Source organism: Phyllobacterium endophyticum (assembly GCF_003010935.1).
In the GTDB taxonomy this organism is placed as follows: domain Bacteria; phylum Pseudomonadota; class Alphaproteobacteria; order Rhizobiales; family Rhizobiaceae; genus Phyllobacterium; species Phyllobacterium endophyticum.
This window is the reverse complement of the sequence record NZ_PGGN01000002.1, coordinates 275122-291845: the sequence shown is the minus strand read 5'-3', so window position 1 is coordinate 291845 and position 16724 is coordinate 275122. Positions and strand designations below refer to the sequence as shown.

The 16724-nt window shown below is 56.5% G+C and carries 12 protein-coding genes; 4 read left to right on the top strand and 8 right to left on the bottom strand.

The features are described from left to right. The first annotated feature begins 68 nt into the window (after nt 1–68). From erpA to CU100_RS09290, 3 genes are all read left to right on the top strand, one after another. Nucleotides 69–404, top strand: coding sequence for an iron-sulfur cluster insertion protein ErpA (gene erpA, locus CU100_RS09300; RefSeq protein WP_106716325.1), 336 nt, complete (start codon nt 69–71; stop codon nt 402–404). 41 nt (nt 405–445) lie between these two features. Then, nucleotides 446–1225 (top strand): exodeoxyribonuclease III, encoded by a 780-nt coding sequence (xth, locus tag CU100_RS09295; RefSeq protein ID WP_106716324.1) that lies wholly within the window; start codon nt 446–448, stop codon nt 1223–1225. Nucleotides 1226–1452: 227 nt separating this feature from the next. Further along, nucleotides 1453–3897 (top strand): phosphocholine-specific phospholipase C, encoded by a 2445-nt coding sequence (locus tag CU100_RS09290; RefSeq protein WP_170113786.1) that lies wholly within the window; start codon nt 1453–1455, stop codon nt 3895–3897. A 52-nt stretch (nt 3898–3949) separates the two neighbouring features. Here CU100_RS09290 and CU100_RS09285 read toward each other — a convergent pair whose 3' ends face one another. The 7 genes from CU100_RS09285 to CU100_RS09255 all read right to left on the bottom strand — a co-directional run bounded on the left by CU100_RS09285 (nt 3950) and on the right by CU100_RS09255 (nt 15239). Beyond that, nucleotides 3950–4744 carry a tetratricopeptide repeat protein gene (locus CU100_RS09285; RefSeq protein WP_106716322.1) on the bottom strand — a complete coding sequence of 265 codons (795 nt, stop codon included), beginning with the start codon at nt 4742–4744 and terminating at the stop codon, nt 3950–3952. A gap of 817 nt (nt 4745–5561) precedes the next feature. After that, complete coding sequence (locus tag CU100_RS09280) at nt 5562–6863, bottom strand: OmpP1/FadL family transporter (protein ID WP_106716321.1); 1302 nt, start codon at nt 6861–6863, stop codon at nt 5562–5564. A 347-nt stretch (nt 6864–7210) separates the two neighbouring features. Further along, nucleotides 7211–8506 (bottom strand): OmpP1/FadL family transporter, encoded by a 1296-nt coding sequence (locus CU100_RS09275; protein ID WP_106716320.1) that lies wholly within the window; start codon nt 8504–8506, stop codon nt 7211–7213. Nucleotides 8507–8906: 400 nt separating this feature from the next. Beyond that, nucleotides 8907–11693, bottom strand: coding sequence for a valine--tRNA ligase (locus CU100_RS09270; protein WP_106716319.1), 2787 nt, complete (start codon nt 11691–11693; stop codon nt 8907–8909). A gap of 336 nt (nt 11694–12029) precedes the next feature. After that, a complete protein-coding gene (locus CU100_RS09265; protein WP_170113785.1) occupies nt 12030–12845 on the bottom strand; it encodes a DUF2497 domain-containing protein in 816 nt (271 codons plus the stop codon). Between the two features lie 203 nt (nt 12846–13048). Further along, a complete protein-coding gene (locus tag CU100_RS09260; RefSeq protein WP_106717194.1) occupies nt 13049–14443 on the bottom strand; it encodes a TolC family outer membrane protein in 1395 nt (464 codons plus the stop codon). A gap of 139 nt (nt 14444–14582) precedes the next feature. Continuing rightward, entirely contained in the window at nt 14583–15239 is a 657-nt protein-coding gene (locus CU100_RS09255) for a protein-L-isoaspartate O-methyltransferase family protein (RefSeq protein ID WP_106716317.1), read from the bottom strand. A 342-nt stretch (nt 15240–15581) separates the two neighbouring features. On the opposite strand from CU100_RS09255, the gene CU100_RS09250 reads away from it, so the two are divergent. After that, on the top strand, nt 15582–16133 hold the full coding sequence (locus tag CU100_RS09250; protein WP_106716316.1) for a GGDEF domain-containing protein: 552 nt from the start codon (nt 15582–15584) through the stop codon (nt 16131–16133). A gap of 2 nt (nt 16134–16135) precedes the next feature. Here CU100_RS09250 and CU100_RS09245 read toward each other — a convergent pair whose 3' ends face one another. Next, a complete protein-coding gene (locus CU100_RS09245) occupies nt 16136–16603 on the bottom strand; it encodes a hypothetical protein (RefSeq protein ID WP_146141822.1) in 468 nt (155 codons plus the stop codon). Nucleotides 16604–16724: the final 121 nt, after the last annotated feature.

Genomic DNA, 16724 nt, shown 5'->3' with positions numbered 1-16724 from the left:
GGCGTGACATTTCAATGTCGAACGCCTTTATGAGAGTGGCGGAGTAATTCGCAAGGACCTTTTGAACAATGACCGAAGTTGCCAATGTTTCCGTCTCCGACGCCGCCGCAAAGCGCATCTCGGCGATACTCCAGTCCGACCCCGAAAAGACTGCATTGCGCATTTCCGTCGAAGGCGGCGGGTGCTCGGGTTTCTCTTATAAATATGACCTGGTCGACGTAGAGGAAGCCGATGACATCGTCATCGAGAAACTGGGCGCCCGGGTTCTGATCGATCAGATATCCCTGCCCTATATTGGCGGCTCCGAAATCGATTTTGTCGATGATCTGATGGGCCAGTCCTTCCAGATCCGCAACCCGAACGCCACCTCTTCCTGCGGCTGCGGGACAAGCTTCTCCGTTTGATCGCCTATAATTGTCCGCCGTTGCAACCAGAGCGCAAGCCCATGAAAATCGTCACCTGGAACATCAACGGCGTCAAAGCCCGCATTGAAGTACTGACGACCTGGCTGCAGGAATCCAACCCGGATATCGTCTGCCTCCAGGAAATCAAGTCCGTGGATGAAGGCTTCCCGCGCTTTGAACTTGAAGCGCTCGGCTATCACGTCGAGACGAATGGCCAGAAGGGCTTCAACGGCGTCGCGATTCTATCGAAGCAGTCTCCCGACGAGGTCAATCGCGGTCTCCCCGGCGACGATGCAGACGATCACGCCCGCTTCATCGAAGCCGTCTTCTCCACCGAGAAAGGCGCACTGCGCGTTGTTTCGCTCTATCTGCCCAACGGAAATCCGATCAACACGGAAAAGTTTCCATATAAGATAGGCTGGATGGCGCGGCTGGAGCGCTGGGCGGAAGAGCGCTTGGCGCTTGAAGAACCGCTCATCCTGGCCGGTGACTACAACGTCATCCCGGAGCCTATCGACGCGAAAGTGCCCGAGGTCTGGGTCAATGATGCCCTTTTTCAGCCGGCGACACGTCAATCCTTCAGGCGCCTGGAAAACCTCGGCTTCACCGATGCGGTTCGCAGCGTCACCGACAAGGGCGATGTCTATACGTTTTGGGATTATCAGGCAGGCGCCTGGCAAAAGAACAACGGCATCCGCATCGATCACCTGATGCTGTCCCCGGAAGCGGCGAACATGCTCGAATCCGCCAGTATCGAAAAGCATGTCCGCGCCTGGGAAAAGCCATCGGATCACGTTCCGGTGGCCATTTCCATCGTTTGATCTCAACAGATTTATGACGATTTACCTTAGACCTTCGGTGAATTGACCGGGGTTCTTTCGCCTTCTACCTGTCACTAAATTGTTTGTGTGCAGCGGAAATCCTTTTCCAAACACTTTTTTTGACCGATACCCCGCCTGTTTCCGGCGGCTTAGTTTTTTAGCGCCTTCAGCGCCTTCTACCTTTTTAGGGCACGAGAATTATGAGTGAATTCGACCGGCGTAGATTTATGAAAATGATGGGTGTCACGGCTGCGGGCACGGCAGGCCTCAGCAGGATGCCACCGGCTATCGCCCAGGCTCTCGCGATTGAACCCAACAGGGCCAAAGGCACGATAGAAGATGTCGAGCATGTGGTGATCCTGATGCAGGAAAACCGCTCCTTCGACCATTATTTCGGCACCTATAATGGCGTGCGCGGCTACACGGATACGCGTCCCGTCAAATTGTGGGGGGGCCACGACCTTCCGATCTGGTTCCAGCCCTACCCGAGCTACGGTGGCCTGAAAATCCTTCAGGATGCTTCAAAAGCCGTACAAGACGTTACAAAGCTCAACATCGATCTGACATGCGGGGTCGCCACCAGCACCGGCACGGTTGCCCCATTTCATATCAACTACGCACAAACCGGGGAAGTGATCCGTTCGACGTGTCATCTGGTTCATTCAGGGATACAGGCGTGGAGCGACGGCAGCTACGATAACTGGATAGAAGCCAAGCTTGATGTTCTCGTCATGGGCTATCTCAAACATCAGGACGTGAGCTACCACCGGGCTCTGGCCAATTCATTCACGATTTGTGATCACTATTTCTCGTCCGTCCATGGCAATACCAATCCGAACCGGCTGCACCTTTTCTCTGGAACGGCTTCCGATCCGGCTGTATTGAAAGGCGGCAAAGATGCTTACGAGAAAGGTTTGGTTGGTCTGCTTGGACCGGAAGCCGGTACCGGCTGCGGATGGAAGACTTATCCTGAAAGGATCGAAGCGTATAATGCCAAGCAGCAGGACACAAACCGGAAGGTGAGCTGGCGCGTTTACCAAGGCGGGACAGGTGATCCGGCTTCAAAAGCAACCGATAATTATGGCGACAACAGCCTTGAGTATTTCAAAGCCTATCGTAACGATCCGGTGAAGGGCTGCTACTGGTCCGCTGGGAAATGTTTCGCACCCGACAAATACGGGCGCTACAAGGAAAAGACCGATGTCAATTATGACAAATTGGGCAATCTGACGAAATACGGCGCTGTCAACCGAACCTTGGAAGAATTTCACGCCGATGTGAGAGACGGCAAATTACCGAATATATCGTGGATCGTTCCGCCGGAACTCTATTCGGAGCACACAGGCGGCAACGCACCCACGCATGGTGCCTACTACATCAACAAAGTGCTAAGCACCCTGGTTGAATATCCGGATGTCTGGAGCAAAACCGTGTTCATTATCAATTACGATGAAAATGACGGGTTCTTCGACCATATCGTACCACCGATGCCGCCGGTCACGGATGCCGATGGCAAAGTGTCACCCTCGTTAAAAAAGGGGCTTACCCACGAAATTCAACGTGATCCCATTATCTGCAAGGATCATCCCATTGGCTTTGGACCACGCGTGCCCTGCCTGGTCATCTCACCCTGGTCAAAGGGCGGCTGGGTTTGTTCCCAGGTTTTCGATCACACATCCGTGCTGCAATTCCTCGAAGCGCGCTTTGGCATCAAGGAAACCAATATCAGTGCCTGGCGGCGTGCGGTTGCAGGTGATCTGACCTCCGCATTTGATTTCGCCAATCCAGATGTGAGAAGCACGGAACTCCTGAACAAAGACCTCATCCACAAAAGCTTTGAGATTCGAGGCCCGAAAAAAGCGGGAGCGCCACCGAAAGTGCCCGCCGACAACCGGACAAATCTGCCGAAAGTCGAAAATCCACATCACTTGTTCAAACACGAAACATCAAATCGCGCGACAGGAACACGCAAGGCGCGGCCAATTCCCTATGATTTTAGTGTGAACGCCAGCCGCATCAGCAATATGAAAGACACGGCGAAAAGCGCATTCACAATTGATCTGATCAACAGAGGCAAGGCGGGTGTCTGTTTCTATATATTTGACGAAGTGGCTTATTTTACCCCTACCGTAACACAAAGGAAGGCACCGACCCGCTACACCGTTGTGACCGGCGAACCGCTGAAGGCGGTGTTACGCACCTACAACTTTCAATACGGATATTCCGTCCATGGGCCCAATGGCTATCTGTTCCAGGCCAAGGGTGGCTGTCGGACTATGGTCGACGATTGCATCGATATAGCCGTCGAAGACATGAGAGATAAGCTTATAACCACTAAATACGGAAATTTTCGCGGCATCCGATTGAAGATCAACGTCGAGGGGCAATGGAAGAACAATTTCCTGAAGGTTACTACCAAATACGCCAAGATAGTAACCGATAACGGCAAGAAACAATGGCTTTATTATCTCGTGCCCCTGCCGACCACAATGAAAAAGGAGACGATTGAACTTGAAATCATTACTCTTGATGGATGGTACGACGTATCGGTTGAATTCGCGGATGCGGTAGGTCATGCCGACGACCTTTTTCTGCGGCGTTATGCCGGGCACATGGAAAATGGCAAGCCGAGCACAACTGACGTTTTCCTGACCTACAACCAAATGGTCTGATCTTGGTTCGACTCCAATAGCTGCCGGCAGCTCTCGCCGGCAGCTGTTCCACTCAAAAATCGCCGGTCTTGACGATGTCTTCCGCGAGTGCGATCGCTGTGCGGCGGTCGGCCTCGTCCGAGATCGAGTATGCCTGCTCCTGGATGTCGCGGATCCAGATGCGGTCCTTGCCTGATGCATGTTCGAGCGCCGCCGTCATCATCGCCAGACCGCGAACCGTCTTGCCAGCCTGAAACAGCAGATTGCCGAGCATGGCCTGAGCGCCCGGATGGCCCTTCTGGGCCGAGAGGCGGAACCAGCGCGCCGCCTGGTTCGGGCTGGGCTGTCCGCCCTCGCCTTTCATAAGCATCTTGCCGAGCTCGAACTGCGCGTCCGGATCGCCGAAATTCGATGCTGCCTGCAGGTAGAGATCACGCGCTGCGCCAGGGTTTGAATTGATGGGCGAATTGGGGATACCGCGTTTGACATAACCCGCAAGCGCCACCAGCGCGTCGGCGACATAGCTTACATTCTCGGTGCCCTGTTCGGCGCCTTCGTGGATCACCTGTTCGAACATCTTGTAGGCCTGGTAGTCGTCTTCCTTGACGCCGTCGCCTTCCGCATACATTCGTGCAAGCTTCCAGTTGGCGCCTTGATGACCCTTTTCGGCCGCAAAGCGCAACGCTTTCACCGCCTCATCCTTGTGGCCGTTCTTGTAGGCGGAAAAACCGAACTTGAAGAGCGCGAACGGGCTTGAGTCTTCCTTGACCTCATTTTGCGTATCGAAGGCAAAACAAGGCATCGTCATCGCGCTCATCAACAGGACGAACCCGGTAATCGGACCATAAAAACGATCAGCAATAAGCATGACTATTCTCATCCTTTGCCCTGATCGCATGTGTCGCAGCGTGTCCGCGCGCCTTGCAAACGGTCATGGCCCTCCCGCCGGGCCGCCCTTTCGCGGCAGCTGACAACGGGAAGTCAAAAGCTTGCATGCCATTCCAGCAAACATTTGACCGCATTCCGGCTTTAGTACGGCCAGAACCGCAATGCAGGGGCGTGTCGAAAGAACAGGATCTGCTTGATGGCGCAACGGTAAGGTGGAAGCAGGTTATGACCCTGTGGCTCCAGGTGTTTTCCAATGAAACAAGTATCGTGTCCATCATATCCCCAAGCGGAACATCTGTACCGTTACTCGATGTATCCAACCATCCAAGGTTGCCGCCCTTTCGAGTTGCTCCGGGTTTGTGGCGCAAAATGGGCAAATTCAGCCCTCGCCCGGCCCCTAGACGATCATCACTCCGCAGTGTTGCTAAATCGTCACAAAAATTGATGGCCGCCGCAGGTCGCGTGCAAAGGCAGGTCGGATGGATACTGATCGGTTTGCGCCCGCCAGCCGATATTGTGTGAACTCGGGAGGGCGAAAAAACCCGACCCCCGGTGTCTCGTTAAACCGGGCTGTTCGACAAAGCCGAGGCTGAAGGCCTCACGTCCCGCTGGATATGCCCGAAATCGCGAGATTTTCCGGTGCAAGCCGCAACAAAATGACTCCCTTCGGCCTTGCGCCCTGGAGCTTACGAGTTCGGATACCACGGCAATCCATAAGATTTTCATTCAAGATGGAGCATGGACAAGAGAGCCCGGCACCAGGCCGGGCTCTCTTCAACCTTGGGAGGCTTATGCAATCAGAACTTGAACTTGCCAGAGATGGAAACGGCGGTCACGATATCGTTGCCGAAATCATAAGTAATGCCGGTGCCGCATTTGCCTGCAGTATTGGGACAATCCACCGGGCCGGCAGATCCGGACGTCATCAGGCCCACAGCACCGCCAAGACGCACCTCGAAATCCTTGTTCGGCGAGTATGCGACACCACTTGACAATGTCCATGTGTCCGTCTGAGCGGAGATGCCCGTCGTCGTCCCACGGTCCCAGGCCAATTGAACCGCGCCGCTCCACTGATCGTTGAACTTGTGGCCGATACCGCCGGATACAGTCCAGCCGTCCTGGTACATCAATTCGAGTGAATCGGCCAAGGCAGGCGATCTGGGCCCGCATGCGACGACGCCTTTCGTGGAAACCGGGCAGAATGTCACGATATCAAGCACGCTCCAATCAACCCATTTGACCGAGCCGAAAGCCAGCCAGCCCGGAGCGATACCACTCTGAAGCTTCAGTTCAACCGATTGCGGCAGCGTTGTCGAACCATAAACATCCGTGAGCCGACCCAGCAATGGCTTGTTGACAGGATCCAGTGCGGGAATTTTGGTCAGATCATAAGTGCCGTTGAGATCGTAGTCGACCGCCGCATTATAGATCAGGCTTGCCCGAAGTGCGATTTCCGGTATTTCATAGGCTGCACCGACACGCCAGCCCACGCCATCGCCTTCCAGCGCGAGGCGACCGGTTCCGTCACCGGGAAAACGCGCCAAGCGGGGATCAAGGGATTTGAAAACATTTGGCGAGAGACCGAGGCCTTCCTTGAAACCTGATATTTCCTGATAAGAAACACCGCCGATGGCTCGAAGCTGTCCCTTGCCAACGTCGAACTTGTAAGAGCAGGTCAGGCCGTAATCATGGCTATTGACCTTCTTCTCTATTTCGTCCTGAGCGCCCACCCAGTTTGCACCAGGCTTTGAATGAACACCCCAAGGCTGGCTGTAGCTCGCAAGACAGTCCGCGTCCGGAGTGAGCCCGACTTTTGCACCGAAATTGTAAATCGCGAAGCTTGCGGTCCCTTTGACCGAGTTGGCACCGCCGCCCTTGCCATCGGCACCCAGACCATCCGCCGGATTGATATCCTTGACGTTCCTGAATTTCCGCTCCGGCATGACATAGGCCACGCCAGCCTCGGTGGCGAAACGCTGCGTATCGAAAAGCAGATCCCACTCATAACCGCCGCGCTCAAGCCCTCCCGCCTGGGCTGCGCCCGCGAGTCCTGAAAGAACCAGCGCGCTCCCCAGAATCGTTGAAATAGCTTTCGTCATCAAAATCTCCCCCGAAATATAGTTTAAAAAATCGCAGAATCGAAAAATGTATTACCAATACGTAACAGTAACCGAGGATCGCCGGCGCGCAATACGACTTTGGTCGCAGGGTCGCGGTTGGAAGATTACTTCAGGCTGAAAACGTTCCGATCTGCGATCTCGCGGCTGAAAAGCGAGGAATATTCGTGAAGCAGGAACAGAAAACAGCCAGAAACGCGCGGCTTTTCACGGCAAACGGCCTCTGTTACCCATCTGCAACGGAACGCGAAATTGGTTTTCAACATAGTATGCAAAGAAAAACCCGGCCTTTCGACCGGGTTCCCGCTTTCAAAAAAGTTGCCGGCAGTTCAGAACTTGACCTTGCCCGAGATCGACAGCGCCGACACGAAATCATCGCCGAAGTCGTAGGTCACTTCCGTGCCGCATGGCTGGTTGCCCGGGCAATCCGTCGGACCAAATGAGCCTGCCGTCAGCACGCCCACGGCACCGCCGACGCGAAGCTCGACATTCTTGTTGGGCGTATAGGCAACACCGCCGGACAACAGATAGGTGTCGGTCTGTGTGGTCAGGCCGGTGGACGTGCCGCGATCCCAACTGATCTGTGCCGATCCGCTCCACTGCTCGTTGAACTTGTGGCCAATACCGGCTGAAACCGTCCATCCGTCCTGGAACATCAGATCGAGGGAGGTCAGGCGGAAGGGTGAGCTTGGTCCGCAGCTACCGAGGGACTTCGTGACGGTGGGGCAGAAAGCGACGACCTGGAGAACGCTCCAGTCGACCCACTTCACCGTTCCGAATGCCAGCCAATCAGGAGCAATACCTGTCTGCCACTTGAATTCGACGGACTGAGGCATCGTCGCCGTGCCATAAACGTCGGTCACCTGGCCCACAAATGGATTGCCGGTCGGTCCTGCCAGGATGGCTGGTATTTCGGTCAGGTCCACGGTGCCGTTGATCTGCCCGAGATCGATTTCGGCATTATAGATAAGGCTGGCGCGGAACGCGATTTCGGGAATCTCGTAGGAAGCGCCAACACGCCAGCCGACACCATCCGCCTCGAGGTCGAGAAGTCCGGTTCCATCAAAGCCGGCTGCGGCGAACGGCGTCTGGGCAAGCAGGCCGTTGACGAGCCGCCTCTTGAAGCCTGAGACTTCCTGATAGGAGACACCGCCGATGGCGCGGACATACCCCTTGGTCATGTCGAACTTATAGGAGCAGGTCAGGCCGTAATCGTTGCTCTTGATCTTGGTTTCGATGTTTTCGTTCGCGCCAACCCAGTCATATCCGGGATTGGTATGAACGCCCCATGGCTGGCTGTAGGTCGCCAGGCAGTCGGCTTCTGGAGTGAGCCCGACCTTCGCACCGAAGCGCGGCACAGTGTAGTTGGGCGTCTCGTCAACGGATGTGGCTCCCCCGCCGATACCGTCCGACCCTGTACCGTTCAGCGGATTGGTGTCCACCGCATTCTTGATCTTGCGATCGGGCATGACGTAGATCACGCCGGCTTCCGAAGCAAAGCGTTCCTGATCGAAGAGGAGGTCCCAATTATAGCCATTGCGCTCGAGGCCACCGGCCTGTGCAGCAGAGGCCACGCTCGTCAAAAGCAGTGCACCACCCAAAATCGTTGAAATCGCTCTAGACATTAAGTCCCTCCCGAAGCCTTGAAACTTCCTGATCCCCACAGTTCAGGAAAATTGTTACCAATACGTAATACGTACAAATCACACGCAACACGTGCAACGGGTTTGCGAGTTGCGGCATCCTCTTCTCCCCATCGGAAAAACGAAAAACCGGCTGTTTTTGGACTTTAGTAGAAAGGATTCCGGCTTTCTGGCGCCTAATCCGAAATAGTTACAGGCAAATCAGCGGTATTTTACCGCCGAATCCGGCAATGTTGCGCAAATGCAACGGCCGGCAAAATTGACAAAATTGCGGCTTTTCATCGGCGGGATTGGGCGGTTACTCGCGCGGAGCAACGCGTGTGTCGGTTGATCGGGACCATTGTCCTTATCTCACACGCGCTGGCGATTCCCTCTGAACGTGTCAGCCTGCGTCGCGCACCCGCATTATGGCAGCGTCGATTTTTTCCGCCGCGGCTTGAAGCTCGATGAGACGCTCACGCTCGGCTTCGACGATTTCCGGCTTGGCGTTGGCGACAAATCTCTCGTTCTCGAGTTTCTTGATGATCTTGGCGGATTCATCGGCAATCTTGCCGGCTTCCTTTGTCAACCGCGCTATCTCCGCACCAACACCGATCAAGCTGCCGAGCGGCAGCGACGCCGTAGCTTCGCCGATGACGAATTGCGCCGAGCCCTTTGGCGCAGCGTCTGCGAATGTGATGGACTCGACCCGCGCCCGCCATTTGATCGAAGCGTCGTGGCGCTGCAAGCGTTCCTTCGTCAGCGCATTGGCGCCGATCACGACGAGCGGTGCCACGGCCGATGCCGGAACATTCATTTCGGCGCGCACCGAACGGATCCCCGTGACCAGGTCGATCAGCCAGTTGATGTCGGCGGCAGCCTCGGCGTCGGCGAAGTCCGGCTCCGGCCAACCCGCGTGGCACAGCAACGTCTCGCGGCTCCGGCCCTCGCCCGCGGTCAGCGTCCACAATTCCTCGGTCATGAAGGGCATGAACGGGTGCAGGAGCTTGTAAATCTCGTCGAGCACATAGGCCGCACAGGCCTGCGCCTCCGCCTTGGCTTCCGGATCTTCGCCGTTGAATACGGGCTTCAGCAGCTCGATATACCAATCACAGAACTGGTTCCAGACGAAGCGATAGGCAGCGCCCGCCGCTTCGTTGAAACGATAGCTGGCAATTGCGTCCGTGACATCGCGCACCGTGTTGGTCAGTTCTGTCAGGATCCAGCGATTGACAGTCAGGCTCGCATTTTCCGGCTGGAAAGATGGATCGCGCGCAACACCGTTCATCCCGGCAAAGCGCGTCGAATTCCACAGCTTCGTACCGAAATTGCGGTACCCGGCAATGCGGCTCGGATCGAGTTTCACGTCCCGGCCCTGTGCCGCCATGATTGCAAGCGTGAACCGCAATGCGTCGGCGCCGTACTCGTCGATCAACTCCAATGGATCGATGACGTTGCCCTTCGACTTCGACATCTTGGCGCCGTTCTTGTCGCGGACAAGCGCATGCATATAGACTGTGTGGAAAGGCTCCTTGTCCATGAAGTGCAGACCCATCATCATCATCCGGGCCACCCAGAAGAAGATGATGTCAAAGCCGCTGACGAGGACGCTGGTTGGATAGTAGGTTGATAGCTCCGGCGTCTCGTCTGGCCAACCCAAGGTCGAGAACGGCCAAAGCGCCGAAGAGAACCATGTGTCGAGCACGTCCTCGTCGCGCGTCAGAATCTCGCCCGGTTTGCCATTTTCAAGCAGATCCTGAACGAAGGCTTTCATCGGACCTTCATGCGCAAGATAGTGCTGAACGGCGGCACCAAGCGCTTCTTCTTCCGTGCGCTCGACGAAAACCTGACCATCCGGCCCGTACCACGCCGGTATCTGATGGCCCCACCACAACTGCCGTGAAATCGCCCAGGGCTGGATGTTTTCCATCCAGTCATAATAGGTTTTTTCCCAGTTCTTGGGCACAAAGCTGGTCCGCCCTTCGCGGACACTGGCAATGGCGGGCTTCGCCAATTCACCTGCATTCACATACCACTGATCAGTCAGGTATGGCTCGATGGGCACATCGCCGCGATCGCCATGCGGTACCGAATGGGTGTGATCCTCGATTTTCTCCAGGTAGCCGCCTTCTTCCATCATGGCGACAATCAGCTTGCGCGCGGCAAAACGATCCTTGCCGTCCAGCGCATGTATCAGCTGGTCGAGCTGACTCGATTTCTCCAGACCTTCGAGGAAATCGTTGTTTTCCCTTAGGAAAATCGATGCATCCGTGTGAAGAATGTTGATCTGGCGCAGATCGTTGCGCTTGCCGACCTCGAAATCGTTGAAGTCATGGGCAGGCGTGATCTTGACCGCGCCTGACCCGGCCTCCGGATCAGCGTATTCGTCGGCAACGATTGGGATATGGCGGCCTACAAGTGGCAGAACCACATCATTGCCGACAAGTGCGTGATAACGCGCATCCTCAGGATTGACGGCAACACCCGTATCGCCCAGCATCGTCTCGGGGCGCGTTGTTGCAACAACAATATATGTGTGTGGATTTTCCGGATCGAAAGCGACATTCTCCAGCGGATAGCGGAAGTGCCAGAGGTTGCCCTTGACTTCGCGCGACTCGACCTCGATGTCGGAGATCGCCGTCAGAAGCTTCGGGTCCCAATTGACCAGCCGCTTGTCCTTGTAGATCAATCCCTGCTTGTAGAGCGTGACGAAAACCTCGAGCACGGCTTTCGACAGGCCTTCATCCATGGTGAAGCGCTCACGCGACCAGTCGCAGGATGCGCCGAGACGCTTGAGCTGTCCGGCGATCATACCGCCCGATTCGGCTTTCCACTCCCATACACGTTCGACGAACTTTTCACGGCCCATCGCGCGGCGGCCCGGCTGCTGGCGTTCCATCAACTGACGCTCGACCACCATTTGCGTCGCTATGCCGGCGTGGTCCATGCCTGGCTGCCACAGCACGTTCTTGCCGCGCATGCGCTCGAAGCGCACGAGTATGTCCTGAATGGTGTTGTTCAGCGCATGTCCCATATGCAGCGAGCCCGTCACGTTGGGCGGCGGAATTACGATGGAAAATGCCTCCGCTCCGGGTTTCGAACCCGCTCCCGCCTTGAACGCATCGGCCTCGTCCCAGCGCTTTGCGATCTCAGGCTCTACGGCCGCGGCATCATAGGTCTTCTCAAGCATGCGAAAGTGTCCGTCATTTGCGGAAAAGGGGATTGGCTACGGTGTAAACCCAATGACGGGGCTCAAGTCAATGATATTGCACTGGGTACGACTTTGAGATGTCAGGTATTTTTGGCCTGCAATGCTGTTTCGCGCGGTCCGAACCACGCACAGCAGCATCGCCAACGGCAGACCATGCAGAACACGGCACCTGGCAATTCTCTGCATCCCTCATGGTGAGCTTGTCGAACCACGCACAGCAGCATTGCCAACGAGTGTCACGTCAATCGGTAGTGACCAATTGTCCAGCACCGGATTGCAAAAAGACGGCCATGGCGTGGACACCATGGAATCCTGTTACCGCCGCCCGCCGCGTGCCACGCGCTCGATTTCCTCGCGCACAAGGCGTTCGACAAGCGTCGGAAGATTGTTGTCCAGCCATTCCTGTAGCAGGGGCCGCATGATTTCCTGGGCGATCTCGTCGAACGACCGCCGTTGCTCGCTTCGTACCGCGAACGACAAATCCTCGAACGACGCGCTCACCTGCCGCTCGACAGTTTCGGATAGGATCGGTTCAAGGGCGCGCTGGAGGTCCATCGATACTTCCTCGTCCTCCGAAGTCTTCGTATGTTGGACGGCGGGCGCTCGCATGGCCCCGTCCGCTTGCGGCGAACCGGCGTCACTCGCCACATCGACGGGTTCGGCGATGAATTCCTCCTCTGCCGGCGACTCCGGCGCAACCTCCGGTGACAACAGGGCCTCCGGAACATCTCCACCCAACGCATCGTTCGCATCGACTGTGCTCGCCGGCTCGATCGATTCGACCGGAACCTTCACCATCTCGGCTTTGGCAAGCGGTTCGGGCCGCGAAGCTTCGCGCTCGATCGGCCCGGATCGCATTGGCGTCAGAGGGCGTTCGGATGCGCTTGAATAGGAGCGCGGCGCTGCGGGCGGCACGGCGATGCCCTGGCGCGGCGGAAGCTCGGCCTCCTCGCCTGCGTGCACCGCAGGCGGAAGTTCTGGAATCGCTGCACGCGGTGGCACATCGGAGTTGACGGGCTGAGGCGCCGCTTCTTCGGGACGCCCCGTATCGCTTTCCTCGATGATACGGCGGATCGACGCGAGAATTTCCTCCATCGAGGGTTCCCGTGCGACGCTGGATGATTGTGCCATGATACTTTGCCCACTACATCTTGTTTCATTGCGCAGCAACGAATCTGTATCCAGTGTAGAGGCTTGCATTGCGTTTGAGAATCCCCGCGGGGATTGTTTGGGCCTAACCCACAGACTTTTGTGAAACCTGGCCGAAATGCACTTTGCCGCCGGGGACATGCCCCGACGGCAAAGTTCGGTTTTCACAGGATTATTTTCGTTGCCTAGCGGCCGTCTGGCGTGCGCAGGCCGATCCACTTGTCCTTCACGGCCTCGTAATGCTCTTCGGGACGATACTCGGCAACCTGCAAGCCGATCTGGCTCGGATTCAGGCGTCCCACGGCGAGCAGGACGGCGTAGCTCGCCACCACGCTGTCGCGCTCCGCCTGGGCAAGGCTGACCTGTCCGGTCAGCACATCGGCTTGGGCGTTCAACACGTCGAGCGTCGTACGCTGGCCGACTTTGCGCTCTTCGATCACGCCGTTGAGGGCGAGTTCCGCTGCTGCAACCACCGATCTTTGGGCGATGATCTGCGCCTTCGCCGATGCCATCTGCGAATAGGCCTGGGCAATAGCCTGGCGAACCTGGTCGCGTGCCACATCGACTTCGATGCGCCGCTGACCCAGTGTCTCCTTGGATTGACGAACCTGAGCCGATGTCCTGCCGCCGCTATAGATCGGAATTGTCACCTGGATACCCGCACTTGCTTGCGTCGAGTCCGTCGTCTGGTTACCGATGCCGGGCGCAAAGATCTCATTGCGGGTGATCGCGCCATTGAGACTCACCTGCGGCAGAAGCTGCCCCTCCCGCGCTTTTACGTCATATCCCGCCGAATCGACCGCAAACTGCGTGGCGAGGATCGCCGGATGATTGTTGGTGGCAATGCTGAATCCCTGTTCCATGGATTTCGGCAAGGATTTCGACGCCATCGCAGCCGGGCTGAGACGACCCGGCTCTGCTCCGACAGTTTGGATATAGGTGGATTCGGCGATCTGAGCATCGGATTTTGCCGCGCTCAGCGTAGCAATCGCCGAAGCTTTCGATGCTTCGGCCTGTGCGACGTCCGTCCGCGTTCCTTCACCTACGTCGAAACGGGCGCGTGCAGCGCGTAGCTGTTCGTCGAGGAATTCGAGGTTCTTCTGTCGAAGCACCACGATCTGCCGTGCCAGATACAGGTCCATATAGGCTTGCGCGGCGCTGAAAAGCAGGTTCTGCTGGCTGTTGCGCAGGTTTTCACGGGCTGCGAGCACCTGTGTTTTTGCAGATGCGACTGTGTTACGCGTTGTGAACCCGTCGAACAGCAGCTGATTGACCTCGATGCCGAATTGCCCGATGTCGGCACGGCCGCTCGCGCCCCCATCTTGCCGCGTATAGGTGCTGGACAGGTTTCCTGTCGCCGATACAGTCGGGCGGTACCCGGATTTTGCAATCGCCACGCCTTCGTCCGTTACGCGTACGCCCGCCCTGTCGGCATTGACAGTGGAGTTTCTCTCGTAGGCCTTGGCCATCGCTCCGAAAATCGTCTCGGCCATCGAAGGCGTAGAGGTTAGTACCGTGGCTGACAACAGCGCTGCGGTTAAAAATCGCTTGCCCGCTATGAACACTATAAACCCCTTCATTCTTTCAATTCCGACCGAACCATTCGGTTCGACAGTGCGCTTTAGATAGCCGCCAAATTCCGGGTTGACCACTGGGGCATTCCCTAAAATGCGAACAAAGTGGCCAACCGTTGCAGTTTTGTCTCACGTGCAACGGGTTTCAGAACTCGAACTCAGCTAGTTTTTCAAAACCTGGGAGCGTTTTAACGGCCGAGTTGAATGCGCGGCGTCCGGAAACGATTCCCTCGTTTTTCACGTAAATCATTGATTTTCCAGAGTTTCCCACACCCTCAACAACCACAAGCCGTCCCCCGTCTTTCAACTGCTGAAATAATGACGCAGGAACGTGGTCAACGCCACCCTCAATTATTACTACATCGTAGGGTCCCTCGGCGGCGTACCCGCTCGGCAGCGGCCCGTCGACAACCCGTACATTGTCATAGCCCAGACTGGACAGATTCGAGCGCGCCTGAGCGGCTAGGTCCGTGTTGCTTTCGACTGCCACGACAGAACGGGCTATGCGCGACAGCACTGCAGAGGAATAGCCGGTAGCGCATCCAACGTCGAGCACCGCATCTTCCGGCTGGATATTGGCGAGTTGGACCAGCTTGGCGAAAGGCGAAGGCTCCATCAGGTAACGGCCGTCGGCGACAAGCACGTCGTCGTCGATATAGGCGAGTGGCATCCGGGTTTCAGGCACGAATTTTTCGCGCGGCACGTCGAGAAAGGCCTGGAGCAAGCGTTTGTCGGTGACATCAGTCGTGCGCAACTGATTGTCGACCATCTTGATTCGCAGGTCTTCAAAGTTCAGCGTCATGGTCTACAAGCTTTCTTCAAGGCACTCGCAAGGAAAGGATTTGCGGGCGCGTGACATGCTCCTGACGATCAGGCACAGACTTTAAAGCCCGTATGGTTACCCGTCCGTCACCAGAAGCGATATTTGTCACTGGATGTGGCAAAAAATTCCATCAGCGTCAATGAATGACTAACGGGCGCCAGCGCCTCGCTGGCGATATTTGCCGCATGATGTGTCCGCGCACCACCTTTGAACGACGGCGTTTAACCCTAGGTCTATTGCGGGATTGAATGTATTGGCTGCACCTGTCATTCTATACTTGCAGAAGGGAGTCGTTCTGCAACCAGTGGGAATGCAAAGCAGATGATTGAGATCAAGGGATTCAGCGATTTCCCTGCAAGCCAGGATGAATTGACGGGGTTGGCGGACAGGGCCGCACTTGAAGATCATCTCGACAGTCTTTGTGGTTCCTATGCCCAAAGCGACTTCGATGACCGGCTTCAGTTCGCTATTCTTTGTATTGATCTCGACGGCTTCAAGAAATTCAACGACCAGTATGGGCGTGCCGAAGGCGATAGTCTTTTGAAGCTCGTGGCGGACCGCCTGCAAACCTGCCTGCGCAAGAGCGATGTCGTCTATCGCATGGGCGGCGACGAGTTCGCCATCGTCCTCTTGCAGGTAACGGCCAACGAGGTTGCAAGCGTTGCGGATCGTATCATTGGGTCGGTTTCACAGCCCTATGATCTTGGTGGGCCGGAGCCCGTGGCGATCAGTGTCACGATCGGCGCCGCGCTGGCGCCGCGCGATGGCGATACGCCCGAAAGCCTGCTGTGGTGCGGCGACGCAGCGCTCTACATTGCCAAGAAGGCCGGCAAAGGCGTGTACCGCAGATATTCCGAGCGACGTTCCAGCTGATGTCAGTACGGCGTTGCACTCAGGCCGAGATTCTTTGATCCGCAAGCCGAGCATTTGAGTTTCGGGGCAAGGTCCTTGTGCATGGCGCTGTGACTTCTCCCAAGCCTGGCTTCCAGGAGCGCGAGCTCCATTTTCCGGGAATGACGGCATTCGTAACAATGCGCCCAAAGCTTGTAGCCATTGTCGATCAACGCGCCGATTGTGCCATTGTCGCTTGTGCCGGTTTGCACCTGAACGGGTTTCGGGATTGCGGGGCGTTTCGAAAGCTCCTCGTAGGGCAACACCTCGCATTTGGTGCTGTTGCAGTCCCTGCATTTGAACTTGAGGCTCCTTATGTCGCGGCCATGGCCGAACATTTCAGCGAGACTGCCAGCCGTGAAGCTTGCAGACTTGTTGCACGTCAGGCACCGGGATCGCACCAGCATACCGTGTCGGGCGGCCTGCCCCAGCGTTGTAATCGTCTTCGTCATGAGAACAAAATGCGAACATCGTTCCGGCGCGTCAAGATCGAAGATGCCGCAGCCCGGTTGAAACAAGCTACGGGCATGGTGCATCGTGCAATGTGCTGGTGCAGGTGTAGGTGTAGGGAAA

Bases quoted from the DNA above. Each gene is read 5' to 3' on its own strand.
- CU100_RS09260 (WP_106717194.1), bottom strand. From the start codon at position 14,443: ATGAAGGGGTTTATAGTGTTCATAGCGGGCAAGCGATTTTTAACCGCA.
- CU100_RS09285 (WP_106716322.1), bottom strand. From the start codon at position 4,744: ATGCTTATTGCTGATCGTTTTTATGGTCCGATTACCGGGTTCGTCCTG.
- CU100_RS09255 (WP_106716317.1), bottom strand. From the start codon at position 15,239: ATGACGCTGAACTTTGAAGACCTGCGAATCAAGATGGTCGACAATCAG.
- CU100_RS09275 (WP_106716320.1), bottom strand. From the start codon at position 8,506: ATGTCTAGAGCGATTTCAACGATTTTGGGTGGTGCACTGCTTTTGACG.
- xth (WP_106716324.1), top strand. From the start codon at position 446: ATGAAAATCGTCACCTGGAACATCAACGGCGTCAAAGCCCGCATTGAA.
- CU100_RS09270 (WP_106716319.1), bottom strand. From the start codon at position 11,693: ATGCTTGAGAAGACCTATGATGCCGCGGCCGTAGAGCCTGAGATCGCA.
- erpA (WP_106716325.1), top strand. From the start codon at position 69: ATGACCGAAGTTGCCAATGTTTCCGTCTCCGACGCCGCCGCAAAGCGC.
- CU100_RS09245 (WP_146141822.1), bottom strand. From the start codon at position 16,603: ATGACGAAGACGATTACAACGCTGGGGCAGGCCGCCCGACACGGTATG.
- CU100_RS09280 (WP_106716321.1), bottom strand. From the start codon at position 6,863: ATGACGAAAGCTATTTCAACGATTCTGGGGAGCGCGCTGGTTCTTTCA.
- CU100_RS09265 (WP_170113785.1), bottom strand. From the start codon at position 12,845: ATGGCACAATCATCCAGCGTCGCACGGGAACCCTCGATGGAGGAAATT.
- CU100_RS09290 (WP_170113786.1), top strand. From the start codon at position 1,453: ATGAAAATGATGGGTGTCACGGCTGCGGGCACGGCAGGCCTCAGCAGG.
- CU100_RS09250 (WP_106716316.1), top strand. From the start codon at position 15,582: ATGATTGAGATCAAGGGATTCAGCGATTTCCCTGCAAGCCAGGATGAA.